The 24,246-nt window shown below is 63.2% G+C and carries 22 protein-coding genes; 10 read left to right on the forward strand and 12 right to left on the reverse strand.

Annotated elements, in window-relative coordinates; translation table 11 throughout:
* Nucleotides 1-31 precede the first annotated feature (31 nt).
* From LK12_RS13960 to LK12_RS13975, 4 genes are all read left to right on the forward strand, one after another.
* The gene (locus LK12_RS13960) at nucleotides 32-952 is read left to right on the forward strand and encodes a TIGR03619 family F420-dependent LLM class oxidoreductase (protein WP_039284794.1); all 921 of its coding nucleotides are present in this window, start codon (nucleotides 32-34) and stop codon (nucleotides 950-952) included.
* 30 nt (nucleotides 953-982) lie between these two features.
* On the forward strand, nucleotides 983-1,714 hold the full coding sequence (locus LK12_RS13965) for an alpha/beta hydrolase (protein ID WP_039284798.1): 732 nt from the start codon (nucleotides 983-985) through the stop codon (nucleotides 1,712-1,714).
* Nucleotides 1,715-1,916: 202 nt separating this feature from the next.
* A complete protein-coding gene (locus tag LK12_RS13970) occupies nucleotides 1,917-2,348 on the forward strand; it encodes a Zn-ribbon domain-containing OB-fold protein (RefSeq protein WP_039284803.1) in 432 nt (143 codons plus the stop codon).
* Between the two features lies 1 nt (nucleotide 2,349).
* Complete coding sequence (locus LK12_RS13975; RefSeq protein ID WP_039284806.1) at nucleotides 2,350-3,519, forward strand: thiolase family protein; 1,170 nt, start codon at nucleotides 2,350-2,352, stop codon at nucleotides 3,517-3,519.
* Between the two features lie 72 nt (nucleotides 3,520-3,591).
* Here LK12_RS13975 and LK12_RS13980 read toward each other — a convergent pair whose 3' ends face one another.
* Nucleotides 3,592-4,791 carry an acyltransferase family protein gene (locus LK12_RS13980; protein ID WP_039284809.1) on the reverse strand — a complete coding sequence of 400 codons (1,200 nt, stop codon included), beginning with the start codon at nucleotides 4,789-4,791 and terminating at the stop codon, nucleotides 3,592-3,594.
* Nucleotides 4,792-5,096: 305 nt separating this feature from the next.
* On the opposite strand from LK12_RS13980, the gene LK12_RS13985 reads away from it, so the two are divergent.
* The gene (locus LK12_RS13985) at nucleotides 5,097-6,101 is read left to right on the forward strand and encodes a LacI family DNA-binding transcriptional regulator (protein WP_039284813.1); all 1,005 of its coding nucleotides are present in this window, start codon (nucleotides 5,097-5,099) and stop codon (nucleotides 6,099-6,101) included.
* Here the strand turns inward: LK12_RS13985 and LK12_RS13990 are convergent.
* The 3 genes from LK12_RS13990 to LK12_RS14000 all read right to left on the reverse strand — a co-directional run bounded on the left by LK12_RS13990 (nucleotide 6,098) and on the right by LK12_RS14000 (nucleotide 8,911).
* On the reverse strand, nucleotides 6,098-7,369 hold the full coding sequence (locus LK12_RS13990; protein WP_039284816.1) for an MFS transporter: 1,272 nt from the start codon (nucleotides 7,367-7,369) through the stop codon (nucleotides 6,098-6,100). The genes LK12_RS13985 and LK12_RS13990 overlap by 4 nt on opposite strands.
* A gap of 143 nt (nucleotides 7,370-7,512) precedes the next feature.
* Entirely contained in the window at nucleotides 7,513-7,998 is a 486-nt protein-coding gene (locus tag LK12_RS13995; RefSeq protein WP_039284819.1) for a VOC family protein, read from the reverse strand.
* Between the two features lie 130 nt (nucleotides 7,999-8,128).
* Nucleotides 8,129-8,911, reverse strand: coding sequence for an SDR family NAD(P)-dependent oxidoreductase (locus tag LK12_RS14000; protein WP_039284822.1), 783 nt, complete (start codon nucleotides 8,909-8,911; stop codon nucleotides 8,129-8,131).
* 215 nt (nucleotides 8,912-9,126) lie between these two features.
* Between LK12_RS14000 and LK12_RS14005 the strand changes: the two genes are divergently transcribed.
* The gene (locus LK12_RS14005; RefSeq protein ID WP_039284825.1) at nucleotides 9,127-10,368 is read left to right on the forward strand and encodes a CaiB/BaiF CoA transferase family protein; all 1,242 of its coding nucleotides are present in this window, start codon (nucleotides 9,127-9,129) and stop codon (nucleotides 10,366-10,368) included.
* A gap of 51 nt (nucleotides 10,369-10,419) precedes the next feature.
* Here LK12_RS14005 and LK12_RS14010 read toward each other — a convergent pair whose 3' ends face one another.
* The 5 genes from LK12_RS14010 to LK12_RS14030 form a co-directional block, all read right to left on the reverse strand.
* Entirely contained in the window at nucleotides 10,420-11,928 is a 1,509-nt protein-coding gene (locus LK12_RS14010; RefSeq protein WP_231568346.1) for an alanine/glycine:cation symporter family protein, read from the reverse strand.
* Between the two features lie 178 nt (nucleotides 11,929-12,106).
* Entirely contained in the window at nucleotides 12,107-12,889 is a 783-nt protein-coding gene (locus LK12_RS14015; RefSeq protein ID WP_039284830.1) for an enoyl-CoA hydratase-related protein, read from the reverse strand.
* Nucleotides 12,890-13,019: 130 nt separating this feature from the next.
* Complete coding sequence (locus LK12_RS14020) at nucleotides 13,020-14,000, reverse strand: NAD(P)H-dependent flavin oxidoreductase (protein WP_039284833.1); 981 nt, start codon at nucleotides 13,998-14,000, stop codon at nucleotides 13,020-13,022.
* A gap of 37 nt (nucleotides 14,001-14,037) precedes the next feature.
* The gene (locus LK12_RS14025; RefSeq protein WP_039284836.1) at nucleotides 14,038-15,243 is read right to left on the reverse strand and encodes an acyl-CoA dehydrogenase family protein; all 1,206 of its coding nucleotides are present in this window, start codon (nucleotides 15,241-15,243) and stop codon (nucleotides 14,038-14,040) included.
* Entirely contained in the window at nucleotides 15,240-16,337 is a 1,098-nt protein-coding gene (locus LK12_RS14030) for an acyl-CoA dehydrogenase family protein (protein WP_039284840.1), read from the reverse strand. Before LK12_RS14030 ends, LK12_RS14025 begins: the two co-directional genes overlap by 4 nt.
* A 176-nt stretch (nucleotides 16,338-16,513) precedes the next feature.
* Here LK12_RS14030 and LK12_RS14035 point away from each other — a divergent pair, with 176 nt between their 5' ends.
* Both LK12_RS14035 and LK12_RS14040 read left to right on the forward strand, forming a co-directional pair.
* Nucleotides 16,514-17,692, forward strand: a complete 1,179-nt coding sequence (locus LK12_RS14035; protein ID WP_052223395.1) for an amidohydrolase family protein — start codon at nucleotides 16,514-16,516, stop codon at nucleotides 17,690-17,692.
* Nucleotides 17,693-17,927: 235 nt separating this feature from the next.
* Nucleotides 17,928-18,650, forward strand: a complete 723-nt coding sequence (locus LK12_RS14040; RefSeq protein ID WP_156135478.1) for a hypothetical protein — start codon at nucleotides 17,928-17,930, stop codon at nucleotides 18,648-18,650.
* Nucleotides 18,651-18,680: 30 nt separating this feature from the next.
* Here LK12_RS14040 and LK12_RS14045 read toward each other — a convergent pair whose 3' ends face one another.
* The gene (locus LK12_RS14045; RefSeq protein ID WP_039284845.1) at nucleotides 18,681-19,346 is read right to left on the reverse strand and encodes a TetR/AcrR family transcriptional regulator; all 666 of its coding nucleotides are present in this window, start codon (nucleotides 19,344-19,346) and stop codon (nucleotides 18,681-18,683) included.
* 153 nt (nucleotides 19,347-19,499) lie between these two features.
* Between LK12_RS14045 and htpX the strand changes: the two genes are divergently transcribed.
* On the forward strand, nucleotides 19,500-20,402 hold the full coding sequence (gene htpX / locus LK12_RS14050) for a zinc metalloprotease HtpX (protein ID WP_197063526.1): 903 nt from the start codon (nucleotides 19,500-19,502) through the stop codon (nucleotides 20,400-20,402).
* Nucleotides 20,403-20,552: 150 nt separating this feature from the next.
* The gene (locus LK12_RS14055; protein ID WP_231568347.1) at nucleotides 20,553-21,971 is read left to right on the forward strand and encodes an aromatic ring-hydroxylating oxygenase subunit alpha; all 1,419 of its coding nucleotides are present in this window, start codon (nucleotides 20,553-20,555) and stop codon (nucleotides 21,969-21,971) included.
* 93 nt (nucleotides 21,972-22,064) lie between these two features.
* Here the strand turns inward: LK12_RS14055 and LK12_RS14060 are convergent, their stop codons facing one another.
* Together LK12_RS14060 and LK12_RS14065 are read right to left on the reverse strand one after the other, a co-directional pair.
* Nucleotides 22,065-23,339: a DUF1214 domain-containing protein gene (locus LK12_RS14060; RefSeq protein WP_052223396.1), complete on the reverse strand. Its 1,275-nt coding sequence runs from the start codon at nucleotides 23,337-23,339 to the stop codon at nucleotides 22,065-22,067.
* A gap of 77 nt (nucleotides 23,340-23,416) precedes the next feature.
* Nucleotides 23,417-24,229 carry a LysR family transcriptional regulator gene (locus tag LK12_RS14065; protein ID WP_039284848.1) on the reverse strand — a complete coding sequence of 271 codons (813 nt, stop codon included), beginning with the start codon at nucleotides 24,227-24,229 and terminating at the stop codon, nucleotides 23,417-23,419.
* Between the last annotated feature and the right edge of the window lie 17 nt (nucleotides 24,230-24,246).

Consider the following 24,246-nt stretch of genomic DNA (forward strand, 5'->3'; position numbering starts at 1 on the left):
CTCCGCTCGATCACGACGAGGGGAGAGATTGATGAAGCTCGGTTTCGCGATGCCGCACATGCTGCGGCTCAAGGCCATGATGCAGCCCTGGGAAGCACAGGTTACCGGTGCCGACCAGACGAAGCTGGCCAAGTGGGCGGAAAAGCTCGGCTACGAGATGATCGCCATTCCCGAGCATCACATCATTCCGCGCAAGCACGTGGAACTGTCGGGCGCGTTCTACTTCAACGCTTACACCGCCATGGCCTATATGGCCGGTGCGACCGAGAACATCCGCGTCAATTCGTGCATCGCGATCCTGCCGGCGCAGAACCCGATCGTCACTGCCAAGGCGCTCTCGACCATGGACTGGCTCTCGTCCGGTCGCGTGACGATCACCTTTGCCGTCGGCTGGCTTGAGGAGGAGTTCGCGCTACTCGGCGTGCCGTTCAAGGAACGCGGCGCCATGGCCGAGGAATACATCCAGGCCATCATCGAACTGTGGACCGAGGACGAGCCCGAGTTCGAGGGCAAATACGTCTCGTTCAAGGATGTCGCCTTCGAACCCAAGCCGGTGCAGAAACCGCACCTGCCGGTGTGGTTCGGCGGCGACGCCGCGCCCGTGCTCAAGCGCATCGCCCGCTACGCGCAGGGCTGGTGGCCGTTTCTGACCAAGCCGGAAGACATTCCGGCCAAGATCGACTTCATCAAATCACAGCCCGACTACAACGGCCAGCTTGCCGATGTGTATTACGGCATGTCCACCAGCCGCGTGGGCAAGGGCCACAAGGTGGTCGACGATCCCAACGCCCGCGCCGGTCAGTCCAAGCAGCAGATCCTCGACCGGCTGGGCGAGATCAAGGATCTCGGCGTCACGTGGAGTTCCGTACCGATCCCCGCTGTCGACTCGATCCAGGGATACTACGACTATACCCAGTGGGTGGCCGAAGAGATCATGCCGGCAATACGATAGACCGGCACAGCAAGACATCGGGAGAGAGACATGGCGACTTTCGTTCTGGTCCACGGCGGAATGCATGGCGGATGGTGCTACACGCGGCTCGCGGCCGTCCTGCGCAAGGCCGGGCACGAAGTGCACTGCCCCACCCTCAGCGGCCTGGGCGAACGGCGCCACCTGCTGCACGAAGGCATCGATCTCGACACGCATATCGAGGACATCGCCAGCTACCTGTTTCACGAGGACCTGCACGACGTCTATCTGGCCGGGCATTCCTATGGCGGGATGGTGATCACGGGTGTGGCGGACAAGGCGCTAGACCGCGTGGGACACCTCGTCTTCCTCGACGCCTCACACCCCAAGGACGGAGAGTCCCTCGTCGATGTCGCGCCCGGCATGATGGAGATGGCCGCGGGGTTCATGCGGACCGAGAACGGCGTCGAGGTCGTGGAACTGCCCGACCCGGTCGCCATCGAAGCATTCGGCCTGCCTGATCCCGCAGACTACGCCTGGGCGAAACCGCGCCTCGCCCCGCAGCCGTGGAAGTGCTTCACGCAAAAACTGCGGCTCGAACGCGAGGCCGAAATGCGCCGCATTCCCCGCACGAGCATCAACTGCACCCCGACCCTTTCCGTGCGGCCCGACGGCCTGCAGCATCGCTGCTTCGAGGCCGACTTCGTATTCGAAGTCGACACCGGCCATGACCTCATGCTGACCGAACCGCAGCGCGTTGCCGAAATGCTGATCGATGTCGTAGGCCGCAGTCAGCCGAACTAGGGTCAGGCCCTGGATAGCGCCCCCGCATTGCCCGGACCGCAGGCACGATCAATCATCGGATCCCACTTGACCTTTTCTATCGCTGGCCGGACTGTCGCCGCCAACGGGAGGGCAGGATCGGCAGGCTTGAAGGACAGATAAGTCCAAGGCTTACCGGGCATCCTCTACCGCCCGCGGCGCAAGAATTGACCCGGAGCATGCGATGTCGAATCCCCCACGCCCCAAGCCCAGACTGGACCAGGAAAACACGCCTTTCTGGACCGGCGGCGCGGAAGGCAAGCTCAACATCATCAAGTGCGGCGATTGCGGCCAGTACACGCACCCGCCAAAGGTGCTGTGCCGCCATTGCCAGTCGGAAAACATCGCTCCCGAAGCAGTGGCCGGGACGGGCGTGGTCGATACCTTCACCATCAATTACCAGCCCTGGGCCAAGGGTCTCGAAGTCCCCTACGTGATCGCCCGGGTGGCGCTCGATGGCGTACCGGGCGTCTACCTGACCACCAATATCGTCAACTGTCCGGTAGATGCGGTGGATTTCGGTGATCGCGTTTGCGTCACCTTCGAGGAACAGGACGGCATCTTCTACCCCCTCTTCGAAAAGCAGAAACAGAACCAGGCCGAGGGAGCGAACTGAGATGGCGAGCAAGGAAGCCTACATCACCGGCATCGGCCAGTCCGAAGTTGGCGTGCGCCTGCCGCGCCACCCGTTGCTGCTGACACTGGACGCCGTGCGCGAGGCTCTCGACGACGCAGGCCTGACGCTGGACCAGATCGACGGCGTCTTCACTTTCCCCGGCAAGGCTGCGGGCTACCTGGCGTTCTCCCCGATCGGTGCTGACGACCTGATCGATGCCCTCGGCATCGATGCCAAATGGCACATGGGCGCCATGGAACAGCCCGCGCAGCTTTCCGCCATTGGCATGGCCGCCATGGCCGTGAAGCAGGGGCTGTGCCGCCACGTGATCTGTTTCCGCACGGTCTACGAGGCTGGCGGCATGGCCAATCCAGAAGTCTACATGTCGGGAATGAAGCAGGACACGGTTTCCGGCGCTTCGCAGTGGACCAGCCCGTTCTGGGCGACCTCCGCCGCCTGCTGGGTGGCGCAATATGCCTCGCGCCACATGCGCGACTATGGCCTGACCCGCGAGCAACTTGCGCAGATCGCGCTCAACGGTTCGCGCAATGCGATGAAGAACCCGCGCGCGCGCGCGATCACCAAGGAAGAGCTGACGCTTGAGAAGTACATGTCGGCGCGCCTGATCTCGACGCCGCTGTGCCTCTACGACTGTGATCGCTTTTCCGACGCATCGACCGTCATCATCGTCTCGGCAGGCGACGCCCTGGACGAAGTGAAGTGTGAGCCGGTACGTATCGCCTCGATGTCGGGTTCGGTCGACCGCTTCTCGTGGGATCAGGTCGACTGGTTCGCCGCCTACGAGACCGGCGAGGACCTGTGGAAGCACACCGACTACACCAAGGACGACGTCGACACCGGCCAGTTCTACGACGGCTTCGCCTTCCTGCCGCTAACTTGGCTAGAAGGGCTCGGCTTCTGCGAAAAGGGCGAAGGCGGCAAGTTCATAGAAGGCGGCACGCGCATCGCGCTGGATGGCGAACTGCCGCTCAACACCAATGGCGGCCAGCTCGGTGCCGGACGCCTTCACGGTTTTGGCTTCGCCCATGAAGCCGTCACCCAGCTTCGCGGGCTCGGCGGCGAACGCCAGATCCCGGGCGACCCGAAGGTTGCCGTCGCCACCTCGGGTGGCGGCCCCCTTGCGGCAGCACTGCTGCTGGCCAAGGACTGAGCTTGCACGAGTTCCGGTCCCGTGGGCTCTCCTCCCACGGGACCGGTCCCCTTTCTCGAGCCCGTTTCCTTTTCAGGTCGCTGAGGACGCCAGCGTCGGCCCCCGAGGCGTGCCGCGTTTTGCCGGACGCTGCCGCTTCAACCCGATCAGCGGCCGCAGCGGACCGATCTCGCGCCCGACGAGATAGAACAGCCAGGAACCGCCCGCCACCGACGCGCACAGGATCAGGAATTCGGGTAGCGCCGTCAGGCCCTTGTCTCGGATCCAGTAGCTTACGAAGACCATGATGGTCTGGTGCGCGATGTAGACCGGGAAGACCGCCTCCGCGAGCGTCGGACGCCACTTGGAATCGTAGTTCCAGAAGCGGTCGGCAATGCCGAACAGTGCGATCACCGTACTCCAGCTCTGGACGGACTTCGAGAAGCACAGGGCCAGGCGCCACTCCGGCGGGGTGCGAATGTTGCCGGGGTAGAAATAGGCATCGCTGGCAGTCCAGGCGAAGCCGAGAACCGCGAGAATCGCAGCAACCTTCCACTGCCGCGCAATTGCCAGCCTTAACGGCTCTGACTGACGCAGCAGGAAGCCGAACAGGAACACCGCACCATAGTGGAGGTGCGCCGCCCGGTCGTTCAGGAAACTGTGCATGTCCGTCCAGCCATGCGGCAGGTATTCGCGGACCGCGAAGACGAAGAGTATGCCCAGTGGCAGCAGCGCCCAGCTCGCGAGGACTTTTTCGGTGCCGGTCCGGATAGCGTCGCGCCAGGACTGCGGTAGCGCGGCCCGCACACCGCAGAGAATTGCCGTGTAGGCCAACAGATAGACCACGAACCACAAGTGCATGGTTCGCGGCACATATTCATACCGCACCTTCTGAAAGCTGAAGGCATCGTGCAGCAGGTAATAGATGTAGTCGTGCTGATAGCCGGAATTGACCAGCCCCATGTAGGGCTGCGGCGGCACCACGACGAGCAGGCCGAAAATCAGCGGAATGCCGAGACGCGCCAACCGACTGCGAAAGAAGGCGCTGGTGCTGCCCCCATCCTTTGCGAGCAGTGCTGCGCTGGCATAACCGGAGATCGCGAAGAGCAGCGAAAGGCGCCAAGGGCTCAGGCCCAGCAGCGGAATTTCGGCCCAGCTGACCGCGCCGCGCGTCGGCGTCTGGTAGCCCCAGGGGGTGAAGTTAAAGCCGACATGGTAGAAAATGAGCAGGACGAAAGCGCCAATGCGCAGCCAGTCCATTCCATAGTGGCGTTGCGACGGAGCAGGCTTCATCAGTTTCCAGGTTCGTTGGCCAAGGACCCTCGGCTTGAATCATGGTCCCTTAGGCGGGTTATGCCCGCTCTGCAATTGCACCGTTGCATGCGCCACGGCGGCATGGTGACGGCTGCCTGTTTCCGCAAGGCCCCGCCTGCTTGCCCTCTTCACCCTGTGCAAGGCCGCCTAACGGTCATTGGCATGACCCGTCGATTGCGCCATCAGGGGTTTGAATTACTGAATGAATGCCTCCCCCCGTCTCGCTCGGGGCGTTGCGAACCAACCCAGGCGGTCCGCCATCGAGGACCGGTAAAGGATTGCCGATGAAGGTCCCCTCCGCGCGCATGACCATTACCGAGATCGCCGAACTTGCCGGTGTCTCCAAGAAAACCGTCAGCCGCTACTTCAATCACGCAGAACTGCTGAGTGCAAACACACGCGCCAAGATCGAGGCGGTGATTGCCGAAACCGGATTCGTTCCGAATGCCCAGGCCCGCGCACTGGCGCTGCAGCGCAACTTTCTCATCGCCCTGATCCACGACAATTCGGACCGCGGCGTGCTCGAACTGGTCGAAACCGGCATGGCCGAGGCGCTGGAGGACAGCGAACTGGCCCTGGTGCTTCAGCCGATGGCTTCGCAAGCCCCTGCGTCGCGCCTACGCACCTTTCTCGACCGGCATCGTCCGAGCGGCGTGGTCCTCCTGCCCCCGCTCTCCGAACGCGAGGACCTTGCCCAAGCATGCGCGAATGCGCAGGTCCGCTGCGTGCGGCTGGGACGCGTCCGGGGCGAGCATGGGCTTGCCTGCAACGACCGCGCGGCCATGGCGACGCTGGTGAACTGGCTGGTTCGGCTGGGCCATCGTCGTATCGGCTTCGTGGGCGGTCCGGAATCCTCGCTCAACGCCCAGCAGCGCGAACTCGGTTATCTCGACGCCATGGCCGATCACGAACTCGACCGTGGCCCCTCGCTGATCGTGTCGGGCGACAACACCTTCGAATCCGGCATATCCGCGGGTCGGCTTTTGCTCGAAGTGAGCCCGCGGCCCAGCGCAGTCATTGCCTGTAATGACGAGATGGCAGCTGGCGTGCTCCAGGCCGCGGCACAGGCAGGTGCATCCGTACCATCCGCGCTGTCGGTGATCGGCTTCAACGACGCACCGCTGGCAGCAAGGACTGTGCCGGCGTTGACATCGATGGCCGTCCCCTGGAGCGCCATGGCGCGCGAGGCAGTCATCAGAATCATGGCGGGAAAGCAGGCGGAAGATGATCCGGCAACTTTCGAAGCCGAGCTTGTCATCCGCGATTCGGTGGAGCCCGGAAAAGGCTAGCTCGACCGCGCTTCACCCTTTCGGCCCCAGTCAGGATAAGGACCGAGGCCCAGCAGCAGCATCGCGCTGACCAGAGTTAGGGCGAACCCACCCCAAAGACCCGGCGCATAGCTGTCCCAGATGTCGTAGATGAGGCCGCCGAGCACCGGTCCTAGGCCCGAACCGGCCGCGATAAGGCTGGCCATGAGACCAAAGATGGTCCCGAACTTGCGCATGCCGGAGTAGGCCGCCGTGAGATAGCCGACCAGCTGCAGCTTGGTGCCGCCGGCATAGCCGTTGATCATGAGCGCGGTGACCATGGCCCAGCCCGGCGCGCCCGGCAGGACCAGGAGCAGGAAAGTGATGGACGTCGCACCGATGGTCAGCCCTCCGACCCAACGGGCTGGAAAGCGGTCCAGCAGCCACCCGGTGATCAATTTCCCGCCAATCCCCGACAGCCCTGCCGGCAAGGCATAAAGGGCCGCAGTCTCCCTGCTGAAACCGGCTTCGGTCAGGATCGGAATCTGATGCACGACGAGACCGATGGTCACGGTCATGATCACGAACGTGGATATCGCGATACGCCATAGCGCCGGATCGCGCAGGGCCTCGGCGACCGACAGGCCGGGCACATCGAGCAAGGTGTCTCCCTGCGATCGAGCCCCGTCTGTCTTTTGCGCCTTGCGGCTGATCTCGTAGCCGTCGCGCAGCCAGAACAGACACAGCAGCACGGCAACGGAACCCCACCCTGCTGCCAGCCAGACGAACGCCTCGCGCCACCCGTGCATGCGGATGAGATATTCAGCGATAATCGGCGTGAAGGCCTGGGCCAGCGCGCTTCCGGACAGCACCAGCCCGAGCGCCAGGCCGCGACCGGCATCGAAGGTGCTGTTCGCCGAGGCCGTCCAGACGGTGGACTTGGTCATCAGCGCGGCAACGGCATAGAAGGTCCAGATCGCGAACCACTGCCACCGCGAACCGTCGAGCAGGCTGAGCGAAGCGATGACCAGCGCCATAAGTATCAGGCCCGGTATCGCCATCCGGCGCACGCCCCACTTGTCGATAAACAGGCCGAACAGGGGCGAGAAGACGAACACGAGTATCGAGGTGATCGAAACGCCGGAGGAAGTGAGCGCGCGGCTCCACCCGAATTCCTCACTGATCGGCGCGATGAACAGCCCGGTACCGGCCGTGATGACCGATGTGAACGAAAAGCCGATCGCAGCTGCGACGACCATCGGCCAGTGGCGGCGGAACTCCTGCGCCGCGGTCAACTTTGCTTGCGACAAGCGGTGTATCTCCCTGCCGCCCGCACACCTATGCGGGCGGGTCGGACGTCCTGCCTAGCGCCATACTGGTACCAAGCCAATTCCCCGCACGGGAACAGGGGCCCGGCAAGCCGTCCCCCAATCGTCAATCAGCAGTGGCCGGATCATTCGGCGGGGGCGTTTTCGCGCAGCTCCTCAAGGGTAAATCCATTGGCCGGGGCGCACTGCTGCACCTCGATCACGTTACCTTCCGGATCGTACCCGTAGAGTGTCTTGACGTGCCCTACGTCGACGAAATCGCGGTCGTTGAAGGTCATGCCGCAGGCCTTTAGGTGGGCGATGTCCTTTTCGATGTCGGTCACGTCGATGCAAAAATGGGTGTAGCCGCGGTCGTAGGGCCTTAGGGGCTTTTCAAGGTCGGATTGCGGCGCGCTGTACTCGAACATCTCGAGATAGCAGGTGCCGGCACGCAACATGCAGCCCTTCGCGGCCGATTTCGGCACATCGACGATGTGGTCCATCACTTCCTGATCCGCCCAGGAAAAGCCTTCGTCGTCCACCGGCTCGAACCCCAGCGCTTCGCAATAGAAACGCTTCATCCGCTCGATATCGCGGCAGTTCATGCCGATATGGTGGATGCCTCTGATCATGCTCGTATCTCCCGCGCGTTTTGCCGGAGACTATTCATGAAGCATGCTCTGGCGCAACGGCTCTCGCTTGACCGGAGCGGAGATGACACGGGACTTGCGCCCCACATCCCGTCCCGCATACCGAAATGCTTCAGGCCTCGTCGGGCTCGATCCACTTGGTGCGTGTCACGCGCGGGCTCAAATACTTGGTCGCCGTCCAGCCGCCATCGACGACGATGGACTGGCCGTTGATCATTTCGCTGCCCGGCAGGCACAGGAAGGCGATGACCGATGCCACATCCTCGGGCTGGGCCAGACGCGGATAGGGTGTCGTCTCGACATTGTTGCGCTTGAACGCCTCGTCATCGAAGCGATGGGCGACCATGTCCGTCATGGTCACCCCCGGCGCTACGCAATTGGAGCGGATGCCGCGCGGGCCGTATTCGCAGGCCATGTGCTCGGTCAGCGACTTTAGGCCGCCCTTTGCAGCCGAATAGGCGCCGCCGCGCCGTCCACCGATGTGCGCGAAGGTGCTGGTGACGTTGACCACGCTCGCCCCCTCGGTGAGATGGGGGATCACGTCACGGCACAGTCGAAAAGGCGCCACCAGCATGATGTCGAGAAACGAATCCAATGTCGGGTCGTCGGTCTCGTCGAGCGGCTTGGGACTGCCGACACCGGCGTTGTTCACCAGCGCATCGATACGGCCGAAGCGCTCGAGAGTCTGGGCCACGATCATGCCCGGAGCGGCCGGATCGGTAAGATCGGCGCTGATTGCCAGCACGTGATCGGGATTGCCGATCCCGGCCTCCAGGGTTGCCAGCTTTTCCTTGCTGCGACCGACGCCGACGATCGCAAATCCCTCGCCATGCAGGATCTTGGCGGTGGCAAGTCCGATGCCGCTGCCTGCCCCCGTTATGATCGCTACCTTCATCTCACTGCTCCCTGCGCCTCGATAAACCGGATCAGCGCCGCGATAGCCTCCCGGTCGGTACCGGTCGAGCCGCCGGGGCGAATTTCGACGCTTCGGGATATAATCAACAACACCGTTGGACATCTACCCTCTTCACCCCGGCGAAAGCGACGGTTAGGGACAAGGGAATTCGATTCTGAGCACAGCGACGATCACAATCTTTCGGCGAGGATAGCATGAGCACAAACAAGAGCGCCCTCGAGGGCATCCGCGTCATCGACATGAGCCGCGTCTTTGCGGCGCCCGTCGGTGCCCAGATCCTCGGCGACCTCGGCGCGGACGTGATCAAGATCGAGCGGCCCGGCGTCGGCGACGACGGACGCGGGTATGGTACCGCCTGGGTGCAGGGAAAGGACGGCATCGAGACCCGCCAGTCCAGCTTCTTCACCGTATCCAACCGCAACAAGCGCTCCATCACGCTCAATCATTCCAAGCCCGAAGGGCAGGAAGTGATCAAGAAGCTGGTCGAAAGCGCCGACGTGCTGATCGAGAACTACAAGGTCGGGAACCTGGCGAAGTACGGTCTCGACTATGAGAGCCTGAAAGCGATCAACCCGCGGCTCATCTATTGCTCGGTTACCGGCTTCGGCCAGGACGGGCCGATGGCGGCGCTGCCCGGCTACGACGGGCTGTTTCAGGCCACCGGAGGGATGATGGCCGTCACCGGCATTCCCGAAGGCCAGCCCGGTGCCGGCCCGCTGAAGGCCGGTCCCAGCCTCGTCGACTTCATCACTGGCCACAATGCCGCATTGGCGATCCTTGGCGCCCTCATGTACCGCAACCAGACCGGCGAAGGTCAGTACATCGATATCGCGTTGCTCGACACGTCGGTGGCGATGGTCAGCCACATCATGCAGGACTACCTGATCAGCGGCGTGCCCCCGCAGCGCCTGGGCAATGGCGGGAATGGCGGCGGACCCGCCGACCTCATCCACTGCACCGACGGCATCATTTATCTCACCGCCGGCACCGACGAGCACTATCGCCGCCTGACCGTGCTGATGGGCCAGCCCGAACTCTTCACCGATCCCCGCTTCGACAGCAATTTCAAGCGGGCCAAGTCGGGCCGCGCCGAACTGATGGAGATCATCAACGGCTGGAGCCGCAAGTTCTCTCTCGCCGAGGTCCAGGGCATGCTCGACGAGGCCGGGATTCCCGCCGCGAAGTACAACGAACTGCCTGAAGTCTGGGAAGAAGAGCAGGTCAAGCACAGGGGGCTGCGGGCGCGCACGCCGCATGCCTACGCCGAAGCGGGCTACGTCGACCTGATCGAAAGCCCGCTGGCCAAGATGTCCGGGAGCCCGGCCAGCATCCGGATGGCCCCTCCCATGCTGGGCGAGCACAATGACGAAGTGCTGGGCGAACTCGGCTACAGTGCCGAGCGCATCGCCGAACTGAAGGCGATGAAGATCATCTGAGCCAGACCGCGCCATGGATCACGACGGCCCATGGCGCGGTCTGCAATCCCGCTAGCTCAGGTTCACCGGCTTCTCGCCTTTGGCGATCTTGAAGACTGCACCTGAAAGCAGCGCCAGTGCCAGCAGGTTGGGCAGCGCCATGAAGGCGTTCGAGATGTCACCGAGGCGCCACACCAACTGCAGCGGCTGACTTGCCCCGATCACCACGCCAAGGCACCAGATCACCCGCCACACCATGTGCAGGACCTTCTCGCCGCGTGCATTGGCGCCGGGGACGCGATCATAGAGGAAGGTGATTGCCCGCTCGCCATAGTAGCTGAAGGTGAGCAGCGTGGAGAACACGAACAGGATCAACGCGATCGAGGCCACCACGGAGCCGATGGCAACCCCGCCGATCTGCGCAGGAAACGCAGCGGCAAACGCGCCGGACGTCATGGCGAAGCCGGTAAGGTCGGACTGCCAGGCATGCTTCACCGCCTGGCCGTTGCCGACGAAATCGCCCTCCACGGTGAGAATGACGAGCGCCGTCATGGTGCAGATCACGATGGTGTCGATGAAGGTACCCATCATCGCCATGCGGCCCTGCACCCGCGGATCGTCGGTCTGGGCCACGGCATGCGCCATGGGCGTTGTGCCCTGCCCGGCCTCGTTCGAAAACAGGCCGCGCGCAACGCCGGCCCGCAAAGCGATCATGATCCCTGCCCCGACGAATCCGCCCATGGCCGACTGTCCGGAAAAGGCTCCGGAGAAGATGCGGCCGAAGGTTTCGGGGATGTCGCGAATGTCCAGCAGGATCGCCAGCAGGGCCATCGCGATATAGGCCGCAGCCATCAGCGGCACGACCTTTTCCGCCACGGCGCCGATCGACTTGATACCCCCGATGATGACCACGAAGACCGCGACGGCCGCGATCAGGCCGCCCAGCCATTCCTCGATCCCGAACAGTTCGTTCATGGAATCGGCGACCGCGTTGGCCTGGATCACGTTGCCGGTGATGATCGTCGAGCACAGCGTACCGATGCAGAAGAGGATCGCCAGCCAGGTCCACTTCGGCCCCAGCCCCTTGACGATGTAAGTCATCGGGCCACCGCGCCAGTGGCCTTCGGGGCCTTTCTCGCGAAATCGGATGGCGAGCGAGCCTTCGGAAAAGGCCAGCGCCATGCCGATCAGCGCCGTCACCCACATCCAGAAGATGGCACCCGGACCGCCCAGCGCGAGAGCGGTGGCGACCCCGGCCATGTTGCCCGTGCCGACTTGCCCGGAAAGTGCCGTGGACAGGGCCGCGAACGGGCTGATTTCGCCCGAACCGGCGCCTTTTCGGCCGCGGAACAGCCCAGCGAAGGCCCCGCCGAGATGACGCAGCGGATAGAATTTCAGGCCGATCATCATGTACAGACCGACGCCGAGCAGGATGATCACCATCGGCGGAAACGGCAGGATTTCAACGCCGTCCCATGTGCCGCCCCAGATGAAGTCGGAAATGTTGGTGATCCGGTCGATCAAGCTCGGTCCGGCTTGCACCGTGCTTGCGACGGAAGCCGCCATGTCGATTACGTTCATCCGCAGCAATCCCCTGTCCGCAACAGTCCAATGTGCGGTGCGGCCCGCTGGCCTGCACCGAGAGCCGAGGAACTGTGCAGTCGGTGGCGGCGACACGCAAGGCTGTCACCGCACAGACGTGGAATTTTTGTAGAAAACCGGGTTCTTTTCTTTCAATTACTCCGAGAGCCAACCCAATTCAGCGGCCCTTGAAGACCGGTTTGCGCTTCTCGACGAAAGCCGTGACGCCCTCGAGGAAATCCTCGGTCCGTCCGGCATCGCGCTGGCCGCGCCGCTCTGCCTGAAGCGCCGTCTCGAGACTGGAATCGAGCGCATCCCAAGCCATCCGCTTGATCATGCCCAACGAACGCGGCCCCGATGCAAACGACTTGGCCAGCTTCATCGCTTCGGCGTCCAGATCGGCTTCGGGCACAACCTTGGTGGCAAGGCCCCAGTCGAAGGCGGTCTGCGCGTCGATCTTTTCGCCTAGCAGCATCATCCGCATGGCCCGCACGCGGCCGACCGCCTGCGCCAATAGATAGGTCGCACCGCCATCTGGCACGAGGCCGACGTGGCAGAAGGCGCAGAAGAAGAAGGCATCGTCGGCCATGAGCACGATGTCGCCTGCCGCCGCCAAACCGGCGCCGAAGCCTGCTGCCGGGCCACGGATTGCCGTGATCACCGGCTGCTCCATCCGCTTGATCGCCATGATCACCGGATTGAATGCACGGTCCAACTGCCCGCCAACGTCGCGCATCGGGTCTTCGAGCATGTCTTTTGCCGCAGCGAGATTGGCACCCGAACAGAACCCCTTGCCCTCACCCGTCACCAGGACGGCCCGGGCTTCCTTGGCGGCGCGATCGAAGGCATCGACCATCTCGTGGCCCATCGCTTCAGTCACACCGTTCATGGTCTTGGGGTCGTTCAGCGAGATACGTGTGACGCCATCCTCGACGCTGTAGAGGATATGCTCATAAGCCATTCAATTCTCTCCATTCCGATTGGACCGAATGAAACCACGCTTGCACCGTCCCATCTCAGCTCATGCCGAGCCTGTAGTAGTCCCTGGGCCCAATGCCTGCCTCATTCGCGATATGCGAGACTGGTCTCCCTCAGCCCAGCATTGCGCCGAGACGTCCCTTCACGATTTCCTCGGCGTCGCCAATGATCCTTTCGATCAGGTCCTTGCAGCTCGGAATGTCGTGGATCAGACCCTGAACCATGCCGGCCCAGAAGATCCCCTGGTCGACATCGCCGGACTTGAGCATCTCGCGGCCGACCGCCCCGGCGACATAGGGCTTGATGTCCTCGAAGGTCGCGTCGGGCCGGGCTGATATCTCCACCACCTTGTCCGAAACGGAGTTCTTGCCGACGCGCGCGGTGTTCTTGAACTTGCGAAAGATGAGGTTGGTACCGCGCTCGTCGTTGTCGACGTAGAGCTGCTTGATGTTGTCGTGGATCGGCGCCTCCCGGGTGGCGCAGAAGCGCGTGCCCATGTTGATGCCTTCCGCGCCGAGCGACAGCGCCGCCACGAGACCGCGACCATCGCCGAAGCCGCCACTGGCGAGCATCGGGATCTTCACCTTGTCGGCAGCCGATGGGATCAGGATCAGGCCGGGAATGTCGTCCTCGCCCGGATGGCCGGCGCATTCGAAACCGTCGATCGAGATGATGTCGCAGCCGTGGCGCTCGGCCGACAGCGCGTGACGGACCGCCGTGCACTTGTGCAGGATCTTGATGCCATGCGGCTTGGCCATTTCCCAGATCTCGCGCACCTGCTGGGTGCCCGCGGTCTCGATGATCTTCACCCCGCCATCGATGGCCGCCTTGGCGTATCCGGCGTAATCGGGCGGCAGGATGGTGGGCAGGACGGTGATGTTCACGGCGAAGGGCTTGTCGGTCATCGAGCGGCAGCGCTCGATCTCTTCGCGCAGCGCTTCCGGGCTGGGCTGAGTCAGTGCCGTCAGCGTACCGAGCCCGCCAGCATTCGAAACCGCGCTGGCCAGTTCCGCAAGGCCCACGCCCTGCATGCCACCCTGAACGATCGGGTGTTCGATGCCGAGCATCTCGGTCACGCGGGTCTTGAATGCCATTCCTGTATACTCCCCTGAATTCGCTTGGTGTGAGGCCCTAGGCCGGAATCTGGTTGAATGGGACACCTTTGTCCGGTCGATGGTCCTGCGGCAGACCCAATATCTTCTCGGCGATGGTATTGAGCAGCATCTCGTCGGCCCCGCCCGCCTGCCGCATGGTCGGCGCACCGATCCAGCTCGAAGCCCAGTCGGCCTTGGTATAGGCGCCCTCCGTATAGGCAAGCCCTGCACTGCCCTGCAGATCGAGCGCCAGTTCCGACAGCTTCTGCCGGCTACGCACCGAAAACAGCTTGTTCAGCGCGCCTTCCGGCCCGGGCTCCATGCCCGCTTCCATGGCGAGCATGGCGCGGCGGCGGATCGAATCGAGACCCTGGCGCAGGGCATGATTGCGCGCGATCACCGAACGCACGCGGCCATCCTTCAGCGCCGGTTTTCCATTGATGGTCAGGGGACGCAGCATTTCGACGAAAGCGCCGATCGAAGGCCCGAAACCGTCTGCATCGGAAGCGGCATAACGTTCGATCATCAGCGTCGCCATCGCCACCGAAAAACCACCGCCGATCGGGCCCAGCCGCTGACTGTCAGCCACGGCCACGTCATCGAAAAACACCTCGTTGCACTGGATATCGCCGTTCGCGAGCCGGAACGGCCGCACGGTCACGCCCGGCGCTTTCATGTCGACCCAGAAGAACGTCAGCCCCTTGTGCTTCGGTACGGTGGGATCGGAGCGGGCGATGAGTATGCCGTAATCCGAATATTGCGCGAAGGTCGTCCAGAGCTTCTGGCCATTTATCGTCCAGCCCTGCTCACCCCCTTCGGCCTTGGTCCGCAGGCCGGCAAGGTCGGAACCGGCTGCTGGCTCGGAAAAGAGCTGGCACCAGATTTCCTCTCCGCGAAGGGCTGCCACCACGCGCTCGCGGACCCAGGCCTTGTCGTCGCAATAGCGAATGAGGATCGGCAGCGGCATCGCAGTGGAAACGCCGAAATAACCGATCGGCATCGCCGCCTTCGCTTCGAGCGTATCGAACAGAACCTTGTGCAGTGGTGAGAGGCCCTGCCCGCCGAATTCGATCGGGATCGTGATACCGGAAAAGCCAGCCTCGTGCTTGGCCGCCATGTAGCGGCGACCGAGGGCGAGATCCTCGTCTTGCGTCAGCCCGGCGCGGGCACGGAGACCGAATTCGGGCTCGACCGAGGCCAACCATGCGCGGGCGCGCTCCTGCCACACATCGAGATCGGTCATGCCGCCACTCCCGTCAGTTCAATGGCCAGAAGATCTTCCCAGAACAGGGCATTGCCCAACTCTATGGCCAGGCTGCGCGCGCGGCGCATGTGCAGGTGAAGGCCGCCGTCCCAGGTGACCCCCGAGCCTCCGTGAATCTGCACGGCATCGCGCGTCGCCATATCGTAGGCTTCTATCGCGCTCAGGCGTGCGCAAGCGGCAGCTTCGAGGAAGTCCCCGCGGCCTTGACGCGCGGCGGCATGAATGCAGTTTGCTCGCGCGATCTCGACCAGCCCGTAGAGTTCGGCAATTCGATGCTTTATCGACTGGAAGGCGCCAATCGGCTGTCCAAACGCCCTGCGTTCCAACGCATAGTCTCGCGCTGCCTGCATCGCCGCCTCGGCGCCTCCAGCCTGTTCATGTGCGGCAAGGACCGCCATCTGCGCCTGGATATCGAGCGCGGCCTCGTCCGCGGCATCGCCGGACACCAAAACGCGTGCCGGGGAGCCGTCGAAGATCATGTCCGCAAACAGCCGGCTGTTGTCAAAGCTGCGGATGGCGCGTCGTTCGAGGACATCTCCGGCTTCTACGAGGACCAGAACAGGCCCTTCAGCGGCGGACGCCGATACGACCACGATGTCGGCTGCGAGCCCCCCGGCGACGCCGGACTTCGCGCCTTGGAGCTTTCCCCCGCGAAATTCGACGGAAGGGTGCGGTTGCATGGGACTCGACTCTTCGGCAAAGGCAACCGCAGCCTTGACCTCGCCTTTAGCCAAACGCGGCAACCACGTGGACTGCAGGCCTTCGTCTTCGCTTGCCAGCAATGCACAGACGGCGCCATGGCCATATGTCAGGAAAGGCGCACCGGATACGACGCGGCCCGCTTCCTGCGCGACCAGGCCCAGCTCGATCAGGCCAAGTCCGAGACCGCCGAACGCTTCCGGCACGGCAAGCGCCGTCCAGCCCTGATCGACAGCGGTGGTCCAGAATGTCTCGTCCCATTCTCCGCAGCGATCGAGCAGTTCCAGCTGGCGCGCGCGGTCCGTGCGCGCCGCCAGAACACGGCGGGTTTCCTCCGCCATGGCCTGCTGCCCCTCGTCGTAGAGAATGGACACCTGTTTCCCCCCGCTTAGCTCTCATTCGCTGCGTTATGTCACAACCAGCGCCGCCTTCAACCTGCCCGACGCGCCAGAAGGATAGACTTTCGCGGCAGCCTCGATTCAAAAACCAAGCGCTTGCTACATTCTGCGGGCAAGCTATCATCCCGGCAACGGAACAAGGGAGAATCGCCATGGCCACTGCCGCAATCGACGCACCGAGAGACCGGCTCGACGAGATGGGCATCAAGCTCATCAGCGCCGACAATCACATCAACGAGCCGCGTAACCTGTTCATCGATCGCTTTCCCGAGCACCTGAAGGACAAGGCGCCGCGGGTAATCGAAGGCAAAGACGGCGGCGAAGGCTGGTCTATCGACGGCACCCCGCCCAAGCGCACATACGGGCTCGAGGCCATGGCCGGGTTCGACAAGTCGGAATACCGGATGAGCGGCCTGCGCTTCGACCAGTTGCGCCCAGGCAACTACATCGGCGAGGAGCACCTGAAGGACATGGACATCGACGGCACCTGGGCCTCGGTCACCTACCCGGGGTTCTCGCCCTCCTTCTACACGCACCCGGACAAGGAAGTCGCCGCAGCCGGTTTCGTCGCCTACAACGACTGGATCCTCGACGAATTCCAGGCCGCCGATCCGTCGCGTCTGTGCGGTCTGGCCATCTGCCCGAGCGAGCTGGGTATCGAGCACGCCGTCGCCGAGATGAAGCGTGTCGCGAAAAAAGGTTGCCGGGCCATGTACATACCGGGCAATCCTACGATCCCGTATAACCATCCGACGCACTATCATCCGATCTGGCAGGCGGCGGACGACCTCGGCCTGACCTTGTGCATGCACCGCAACCATGGCGGTCCGCCGGATTCGACCGACTGGGACCGCCTGCAGGAAGACAAGGTCTCGATCGGCGGCATCGTCACGCGCTATTTCTCGTGCCTCAAGCCGTTCTCGTACCTGATCTTCGCCGGGGTGTTCGACCAATGCCCGAACCTCAAGATGGTCGGCGCCGAAGTCGACTGCGGCTGGGCCCCGTTCTGGGTGCAGACCATGGAGCACCACTGGGACATCCAAAAGTCGTGGTTCCCGGTAAAGCTCAAGCACAGCCCGACCGAGTTCATCGGCAGGAACGTCTTCACTACCAATGTAGACGACTATGCCGGCTACCAGATGATCGGCACCGGCCTGTGGCCGTGGATGTCGAGCATGACGATGTTCTCGTCCGATTATCCACACTCGGCAACGATCTGGCCGAACTCGCGCACCGTGGCGCTGAAGATGACCGACGGGTTGAAGGAAGAGGATACCCGCAAGGCGCTGAGCGAAAATGCGGCGCGCGTATTCGGGTTCGATATTTCGTAGAGGGTGAAGGCCTCCCCATCGCAGACGGGACAGGTGCGTAGCCGTGACGCTCCATTCTGCCTGTCCGCTTGCGGGAGGCCCGAGGCCGGGCCTTTCGGAACATGGCAGCGAGAACAAAGTAAACGGCGCGATTGCTGACGCCTCGCCTCTTCATCGCTGAAAGTCGTTTGAGACAGGCTTCCGCCTGACCTAAGGCGACTTGAGGTCCATTAAGGAGGCTGGGATGTATCGGATTATGGCAGCGGTCATATTGGCTCTGGGAGCTGCACCGGCTCTTGCCGAACCGACAGACATCGTTGTGCGGGTCATCGCGCAAGACGCAAAATTTGTCGGCTCCTCGATGGGAGGGGTGCGCATTGTCCTGCGCGATCCGAAGAGCGGCACCGTCTTTGCCGAAGGGCGTACAGAGGGGGGAACGGGCAACACGGCCCGGATCATGAAATCCGATGGCCGCAGTCCGCTCCGTGTTGATGGATCCGAGGCGGCATTTTCGGCCACGCTGGACATCAGCAGACCGACCCTGGTTGAACTCGATGCCTATGGCCCTCTCGATTATCCGGAATCTGCCGTTCAAGTGAGCCAGCAGCGTTGGATCATGCCCGGAGAAAACGCCACGATTGGTGACGGTTGGACTATTGAGCTGCCAGGGCTTGTCATCAATCCGGAAACGAGCGTTGCCGGTCTCTCGGTCGGAATTTCAGCCAAGGTGATGCCGATGTGCGGCTGCCCGATCACGCCAGACGGACTGTGGCCTGCAGACGAGTATGAAGTGCACGTTTCAGCGTGGCAGAAAGGGTCGCAGCTCGCCACGAGCAAACTTGCCTTCGACACTTCGCCGGGTGTTTTTTCGGGGGATGTCGAATTGCCGGCCAAGGGCCGCTATGAATTGACCGTGTCTGCTCGCAACACACGCACCGGGAACAGTGGCGTCCGCACGATTGAGGTCGTCGCGGAATAGAGCGGCCATCCGGGGGGCGCTCGCCCGCTTTCAGTTACCCGCCCCCTCGCCGACCGGCCCGTTTGCCTCGATCCCTTCGATTACGAACGTGGCGATGGCCTCGCGGATTTCGGTGTCGCTTGCCAGGCCTGGCGGGAACAGCCAGTCCCGGAACATCAGGTTGGCCAAAACGGCGGCAAAGGACACGCGTACCATGAGCTCCGACGATACCGGCGCATCGCCTTCCATGCGCGCGCTCATCATCGCCTTGCCCTTTTCGAAATAGGCCTGCAGCCCATCGAGATCGGTAATCGCGTCTGCCGCCTCGGGCGAATAGGTATTGGCGACGATCAACGACATGAACATGCGCGAATGGCTCGCCATGAAATCCTGCAATTCGCCGATATAGGCCCGGGCGAGATCCTTGCCGCCCTTGCCCGATTCCTGGTCAGCAACGCTGCGCGCCTGAAAATCGGCAAAGTGGCGGTTCAGCGGCGTGAAGATCGCCGCCCGGAACAGGGCCTGCTTGGAGGCGTGGAAACGGAAAATCTGGGCTTCTGTCACGTCCGCTCGGCGGGCAATGGCGGCCGTCGTCGCGCCGGAGTAGCCGGACTGCTCGAATTCCTCGGCCGCAGCCTCGAGAATGCGGTCCGCCACTTCCTCGGACGAGCGCCGCCGCCGGCGAGGCGTCCTTGCGTCCGATTCCTCCTTCGCCAAGTTCGTGATCTCCGTGTCTGCAATATGTCTTTTGCGTCTATCGGCTGTGTTTGATGCTGCCAAGGGCGCGCGCGAAGAGCCCGGTGGGCCGTTGAAACGGCGGGGCCTCGCCCTAAATTTGAAGCAAGGTTTTACAGTGGAGAATGCGAAAAAGTGAACGGTATCAAGACGGCCATGCTGCTGGCGGCGTTGACGGCGCTTTTCATGGCACTCGGTTTCATGTTCGGCGGCAAGGGAGGTGCGATCATCGCATTGCTTGTGGCGGCAGGCATGAACCTGTTCACTTACTGGAATGCCGACAGCATCGTCCTGCGCATGCACAATGCGCGCGAAGTGGATGCCCGCAGCGCGCCGGAATTCTATGCTCTCGTCGCCGAGCTCGCGCAGCGCGCCGGTCTGCCCATGCCGCGCGTGTACCTGATCGATACCGAAGCGCCCAACGCCTTTGCCACCGGCCGCAATCCGGAAAACGCCGCTGTAGCCGCTACCACCGGCCTGCTCTCGATGCTGAGCCGCGAGGAAGTGGCTGGCGTGATGGCCCACGAACTCGGCCACGTCCGCAATCGCGATACGCTGGTGATGACCATGGTGGCGACAATTGCCGGTGCCATTTCCATGATTGCCAACTTCGGTCTGTTCTTCGGCGGGCACGGCGAGAACCGCCCCAACCCGCTGGTGGCGATAGCCGCCGTGCTCATGGCGCCGTTCGCGGCGATGATCGTGCAGATGGCCATCAGCCGCACGCGCGAGTTCGGGGCGGACAAGGCCGGGGCCGAAATCAGCGGCAACCCGCGCGCCCTCGCCTCGGCTCTTGCCAAGATTGCAGGCCCGGCGGCCCAGATGCGCAACCCGGCGGTCGAACGCAATCCAGCCACTGCGCAACTCTACATCGTGCCCTCGAGCGTGTCCGACATGTTCTCGACCCACCCGGCGACGGAAAAGCGCATTGCGGCGCTGATGGCGATGGACGACGGCCGGATCGAGCCGCCGGTTGCTTCGCCTTCCACGCCCCGCACGCGGGCTCCGTCTGCTCTCGACCCCAACCGTGGAGGCTGAAAACCAGCCATGCGGTAACACGGATTACTTGGTCCGGCAGGCCATTTAGCGCGCCCGCGATGATGTCCCGCGCCTGCGCCATTGCCTCACATGGCCCGGAAGGTACACTCGTGCGTCAACACAAGACTCACAATCAAAAGAGGTGCGGGAGTGCTTAAATCTGCTGACGGAGGCCTGAGGCCCGTCCCATTTCCGATCGACGATCCCGAACGGATCCCGGCCAAGCGTTACTACGATGCCGACTTCTACCAGGCGGAACTCGACCACCTCTGGCCGCATGCGTGGCAGATGGCCTGCCGCCTCGAGCAGATTCCCGAAGTTGGCGACTGGGTGGAATATTCAAACGTCGGCAAGTCGGTCATCGTCGTTCGCACCGAGGACGGCATCAAGGCCTGGCACAACGCGTGCCGGCACCGCGGTGTACCTTTCGCCGGCGGCACGCCCGTAAGCTGCTCGCATGCCAGTGCACATGGCAACTGCGCGAAGAAGGGTTTCGTTTGCCCCTTCCACGGGTGGCGATGGAACATGGACGGCGAAAACACGCTGGTCTACGCGAAGCATATCTTCAGCGAGCGCCAGCTCGACGACGATATCAATCTGCTGCCGTGCCGCGTGGAAACGTTTGGCGGTTGCGCCTGGATCAATCACGACGACGACGCCCCGCCGTTCCGCGAGACGCTGGGCCCGTTGGCAGATCGGCTGGAAGCCAACGGCCTCGCCGATGTGCGCGCCGAATGGCATTTCGGCACCGTCCTTCCAGCCAACTGGAAGATCGCGATGGAAGCCTTCATGGAAGGCTATCACGTTCTGCAGACCCACCCGCAACTGCACTATCGCACGCCGGACCTCTACACCCAGCGCTACGGCGGTGTGGACGACGTGCAGACCGCGCCGCCGCCCACCAACATCGCCGAAATGATCGAGGCGCAACTCGACGGCATGCAGTTGCTCAGCGACGGCATGGCCGGGATGATCCATGCCAAGGAAGTCGAGATCGCCCGCAGCGTGCCTATCGACGACCTACCCGAAGATCCGGCTCAGGCCATGCAGGCATGGTTCGGTATGGTCATGGGCGCCATCACCAAGGGACTGCGCGAAAGGGGCGAGGATGTCCCCGACATTCTCAAGGTCAAGCAGTCGGACCCGATCAATTCAGTGGAATTCCTGTTCCCGCACTACTTCCTGCTCCCTACGTTCACGTCGTTTTCCGCCTACCGCATCCGGCCGCTGGGCCCGGAAAGCTGCTTCTTCGAGATATGGTCACTGACCCATTTCCCGAAGGGCGAGGAGCCGGAACCGGTGATGACCCCGACGGTCCTGCCCTACGACAGCGCGGACTTCCCGCCGATCCCGCGGCAAGACTACGCGAACATTCCGATCCAGCAGGCAGGCATGCATGCCGACGGCTTCGAATTCATGCGCCTGTCCAAGGACGTCGAAGGGCTCATCAGCAACTATCAGCGCATTATCGACGGTTATCTCGCCGGCATCCCGGGAGACAAGCTGGCCAAGGCAACGAACAAGTTGGGCAACAATTTCGACGGGAAAATCGAAGACCTGGGCTTTTGAGCGCCAAAACCTGATGCCACCAAGCAAAGGCCCCGGCAGCTTGCGCTTCCGGGGCCTTTGCTTGGTGGCCGACAGAGCCTGTGCCCGCCCTGACTACCAGAGCGACCGGGCCTGATAGGCCCGGTTGCGTTCGCGCATGATCGCGTCGCGTTCCTCGGGCGTCACTGTCGCCACGTCGGCAGGCAGGTGCTTGCGCACTTCGTCGAGCCTGAGCTTGGTGAGGGTCGGAATCGGCTGGCTGCTGCATCCCGTCCAGCGCCCCTGGATGATCCCGCGCGAATAGCCTGCGGTATCGAGCCAGTTTCTTACGCCGGGATCCTTTTCCGACACCACGATGCGCAGCTTTCCGTCCGAATCCGGCGCTGCCTGCGCACCGTTGAGGCTGGAATGATTGTTGGTCCAGTCGATCGTCTCGTAGAGACCGTTGGTAAGGATGAGCGAGCGGTACTGGCAGGTCTCGGGTACGTCACTCTCGACTATGAGGGCCTCGTCATCCTTCAGGTCGAAAACTCCATCGTAGTAGAACTGCGATGCCAAGGCGCCTTCCGGCGGCACCATAACCTTGAAACGATTGACGTATCCCTCGGCGGCCAGAGCCTCCACCCGTCCGATGAACATCGGCGCGAGGTAGCCGACAGCCCGGGGCAGTGCCTGCAGCCGCGCGGTCAATTCCTGCGCCGAGGGACGAGGCCGCCCCATCGGTCCGCTGACGCGCTCTATCGTTACAACCGGTTGCACTTCGTCACTCCAGTCCGAACTGACCAGTCGCATCATCAACCGCCGGGTATCCGGCTCCAGTTTCCAGAAGTCGCCGGCATAGCCTTCGGGGCGTTCGGCACCGAGAAGCACAGAAAACCGCCCATCTTCACCGACATGAAGTGACGAGAGGTCCAGATGGGGCCGCGAATTGCTGCCAGGAAGCACTTGCGCAATGACCGCAATCGGAATCGTGCCGGCCTTGCCCGAGATGCGATACACCTGCGCGGGATCGACCGAGGCAGACTTGTAGACGGTATCGGCGTTGGGCTGGCCGACGTTGAGCACCCGTCCGATTGCGGGCAGGAACTCTGGCGCCTGCGGATCGGCACCGAGGGCCTCTATCGACGAACTTGCCAGTGCCTCAAGCGCAATACGACCGATTTCCGCGCGAACTAGCGGGTCCTTCCGCATATCTTCCGGCAACTTTGCCAGCATCTTTTCCGGAAGGGTGCGCAGACTTTCGACAAACTCGTCCCAGCCCGCCACCGGAGCGACCCTATCGGGACTGGTGCCGTCCTGCGCGCGCGTCGAGGAAGGGATCGTGACGAGCGCCGCAGCGGCGAGTCCGGCGACGGCAGTTCCCAGCAACCTGACACGGCAATGCTTCATGGTATTGTCTCCTCATCCCGTACCTCTTTGTGCACGAGAGGGTGACCCGGCACCCTGGGAGGGTCAATGCGGCAGAGCTACGCCTCGGCGGTAAGCGCAGCCACCAGCGCCTTCACCTTTTTCTGCCGCCACTGCGGCAGCGGCGCGACCAACCAATAGCCACGCCGGCAAGGTGCCGTAATCGGAACCACGCTATCGGCGGCGGCGTGCTGCAGGCCCGCAGTCAGCAGCGCCGGCACCCGGGCCCGCCCGAGGCCGGCAAGCGCCGCGGCGATGGCCTGTCCGGCGTCGCTGACGAATATCGGTGGCTTGCCCTCTTCGCCTTCGGCTGCTGCGCCTTCACCCTCGTCCGGCACTGGATCGCCCGGCCATCCGATCCAGTCACCGGTGCCGACCATCACCCATTCGGCCTGCCCGAGCGGCACACCTTCGAGATTGCCAGGCCCGTCGGTCCAGCGAACGGCAAGGTCCAGGTTTGCCTCGGTGAAATCGGTCTCCTCCCCGTCCACCAGCACGTAACGCACCTGAGGGTTTTCGGAACGGAATAAAGCCAGGCGCGACGCCAACCAGGCCGCGAAGAATTCGCGCGGGGCGGCGATGGTATAGACGTGGCTCGACTGGCCGGCCTGCATGGCCTGCACGGCATCCTCGAAATGGAGGAACCCGGTACGCAAGGCAGCCAGACCGGCGCTCGCCTCTTCGGTCAGTTCCAGTCCCTTGCTCGTCCGGCGAAACAGGACAACGCCAAGCAGGTCTTCCAAGGCACGGATCTGTTGACCAACCGCTGCCGGCGTCACGGCCAACTCGTCCGCGGCGCGCGTGAAGGAGAGATGCCGGGCGGCGGCATCGAAGACGCGCAAGGCGTTGAGGGGCAAATGCGTGCGCTTCATGGCACTTCCCTATGCCC

The sequence above is a fragment of the Novosphingobium malaysiense genome, assembly GCF_000802225.1.
In the GTDB taxonomy this organism is placed as follows: Bacteria; Pseudomonadota; Alphaproteobacteria; order Sphingomonadales; family Sphingomonadaceae; genus Novosphingobium; species Novosphingobium malaysiense.

Bases quoted from the DNA above. Each gene is read 5' to 3' on its own strand.
- LK12_RS13960 (WP_039284794.1), top strand. From the start codon at position 32: ATGAAGCTCGGTTTCGCGATGCCGCACATGCTGCGGCTCAAGGCCATG.
- LK12_RS13965 (WP_039284798.1), top strand. From the start codon at position 983: ATGGCGACTTTCGTTCTGGTCCACGGCGGAATGCATGGCGGATGGTGC.
- LK12_RS13970 (WP_039284803.1), top strand. From the start codon at position 1,917: ATGTCGAATCCCCCACGCCCCAAGCCCAGACTGGACCAGGAAAACACG.
- LK12_RS13975 (WP_039284806.1), top strand. From the start codon at position 2,350: ATGGCGAGCAAGGAAGCCTACATCACCGGCATCGGCCAGTCCGAAGTT.
- LK12_RS13980 (WP_039284809.1), bottom strand. From the start codon at position 4,791: ATGAAGCCTGCTCCGTCGCAACGCCACTATGGAATGGACTGGCTGCGC.
- LK12_RS13985 (WP_039284813.1), top strand. From the start codon at position 5,097: ATGAAGGTCCCCTCCGCGCGCATGACCATTACCGAGATCGCCGAACTT.
- LK12_RS13995 (WP_039284819.1), bottom strand. From the start codon at position 7,998: ATGATCAGAGGCATCCACCATATCGGCATGAACTGCCGCGATATCGAG.
- LK12_RS14000 (WP_039284822.1), bottom strand. From the start codon at position 8,911: ATGAAGGTAGCGATCATAACGGGGGCAGGCAGCGGCATCGGACTTGCC.
- LK12_RS14005 (WP_039284825.1), top strand. From the start codon at position 9,127: ATGAGCACAAACAAGAGCGCCCTCGAGGGCATCCGCGTCATCGACATG.
- LK12_RS14010 (WP_231568346.1), bottom strand. From the start codon at position 11,928: ATGAACGTAATCGACATGGCGGCTTCCGTCGCAAGCACGGTGCAAGCC.
- LK12_RS14015 (WP_039284830.1), bottom strand. From the start codon at position 12,889: ATGGCTTATGAGCATATCCTCTACAGCGTCGAGGATGGCGTCACACGT.
- LK12_RS14020 (WP_039284833.1), bottom strand. From the start codon at position 14,000: ATGGCATTCAAGACCCGCGTGACCGAGATGCTCGGCATCGAACACCCG.
- LK12_RS14025 (WP_039284836.1), bottom strand. From the start codon at position 15,243: ATGACCGATCTCGATGTGTGGCAGGAGCGCGCCCGCGCATGGTTGGCC.
- LK12_RS14035 (WP_052223395.1), top strand. From the start codon at position 16,514: ATGGCCACTGCCGCAATCGACGCACCGAGAGACCGGCTCGACGAGATG.
- LK12_RS14040 (WP_156135478.1), top strand. From the start codon at position 17,928: ATGGCAGCGGTCATATTGGCTCTGGGAGCTGCACCGGCTCTTGCCGAA.
- LK12_RS14060 (WP_052223396.1), bottom strand. From the start codon at position 23,339: ATGAAGCATTGCCGTGTCAGGTTGCTGGGAACTGCCGTCGCCGGACTC.
- LK12_RS14065 (WP_039284848.1), bottom strand. From the start codon at position 24,229: ATGAAGCGCACGCATTTGCCCCTCAACGCCTTGCGCGTCTTCGATGCC.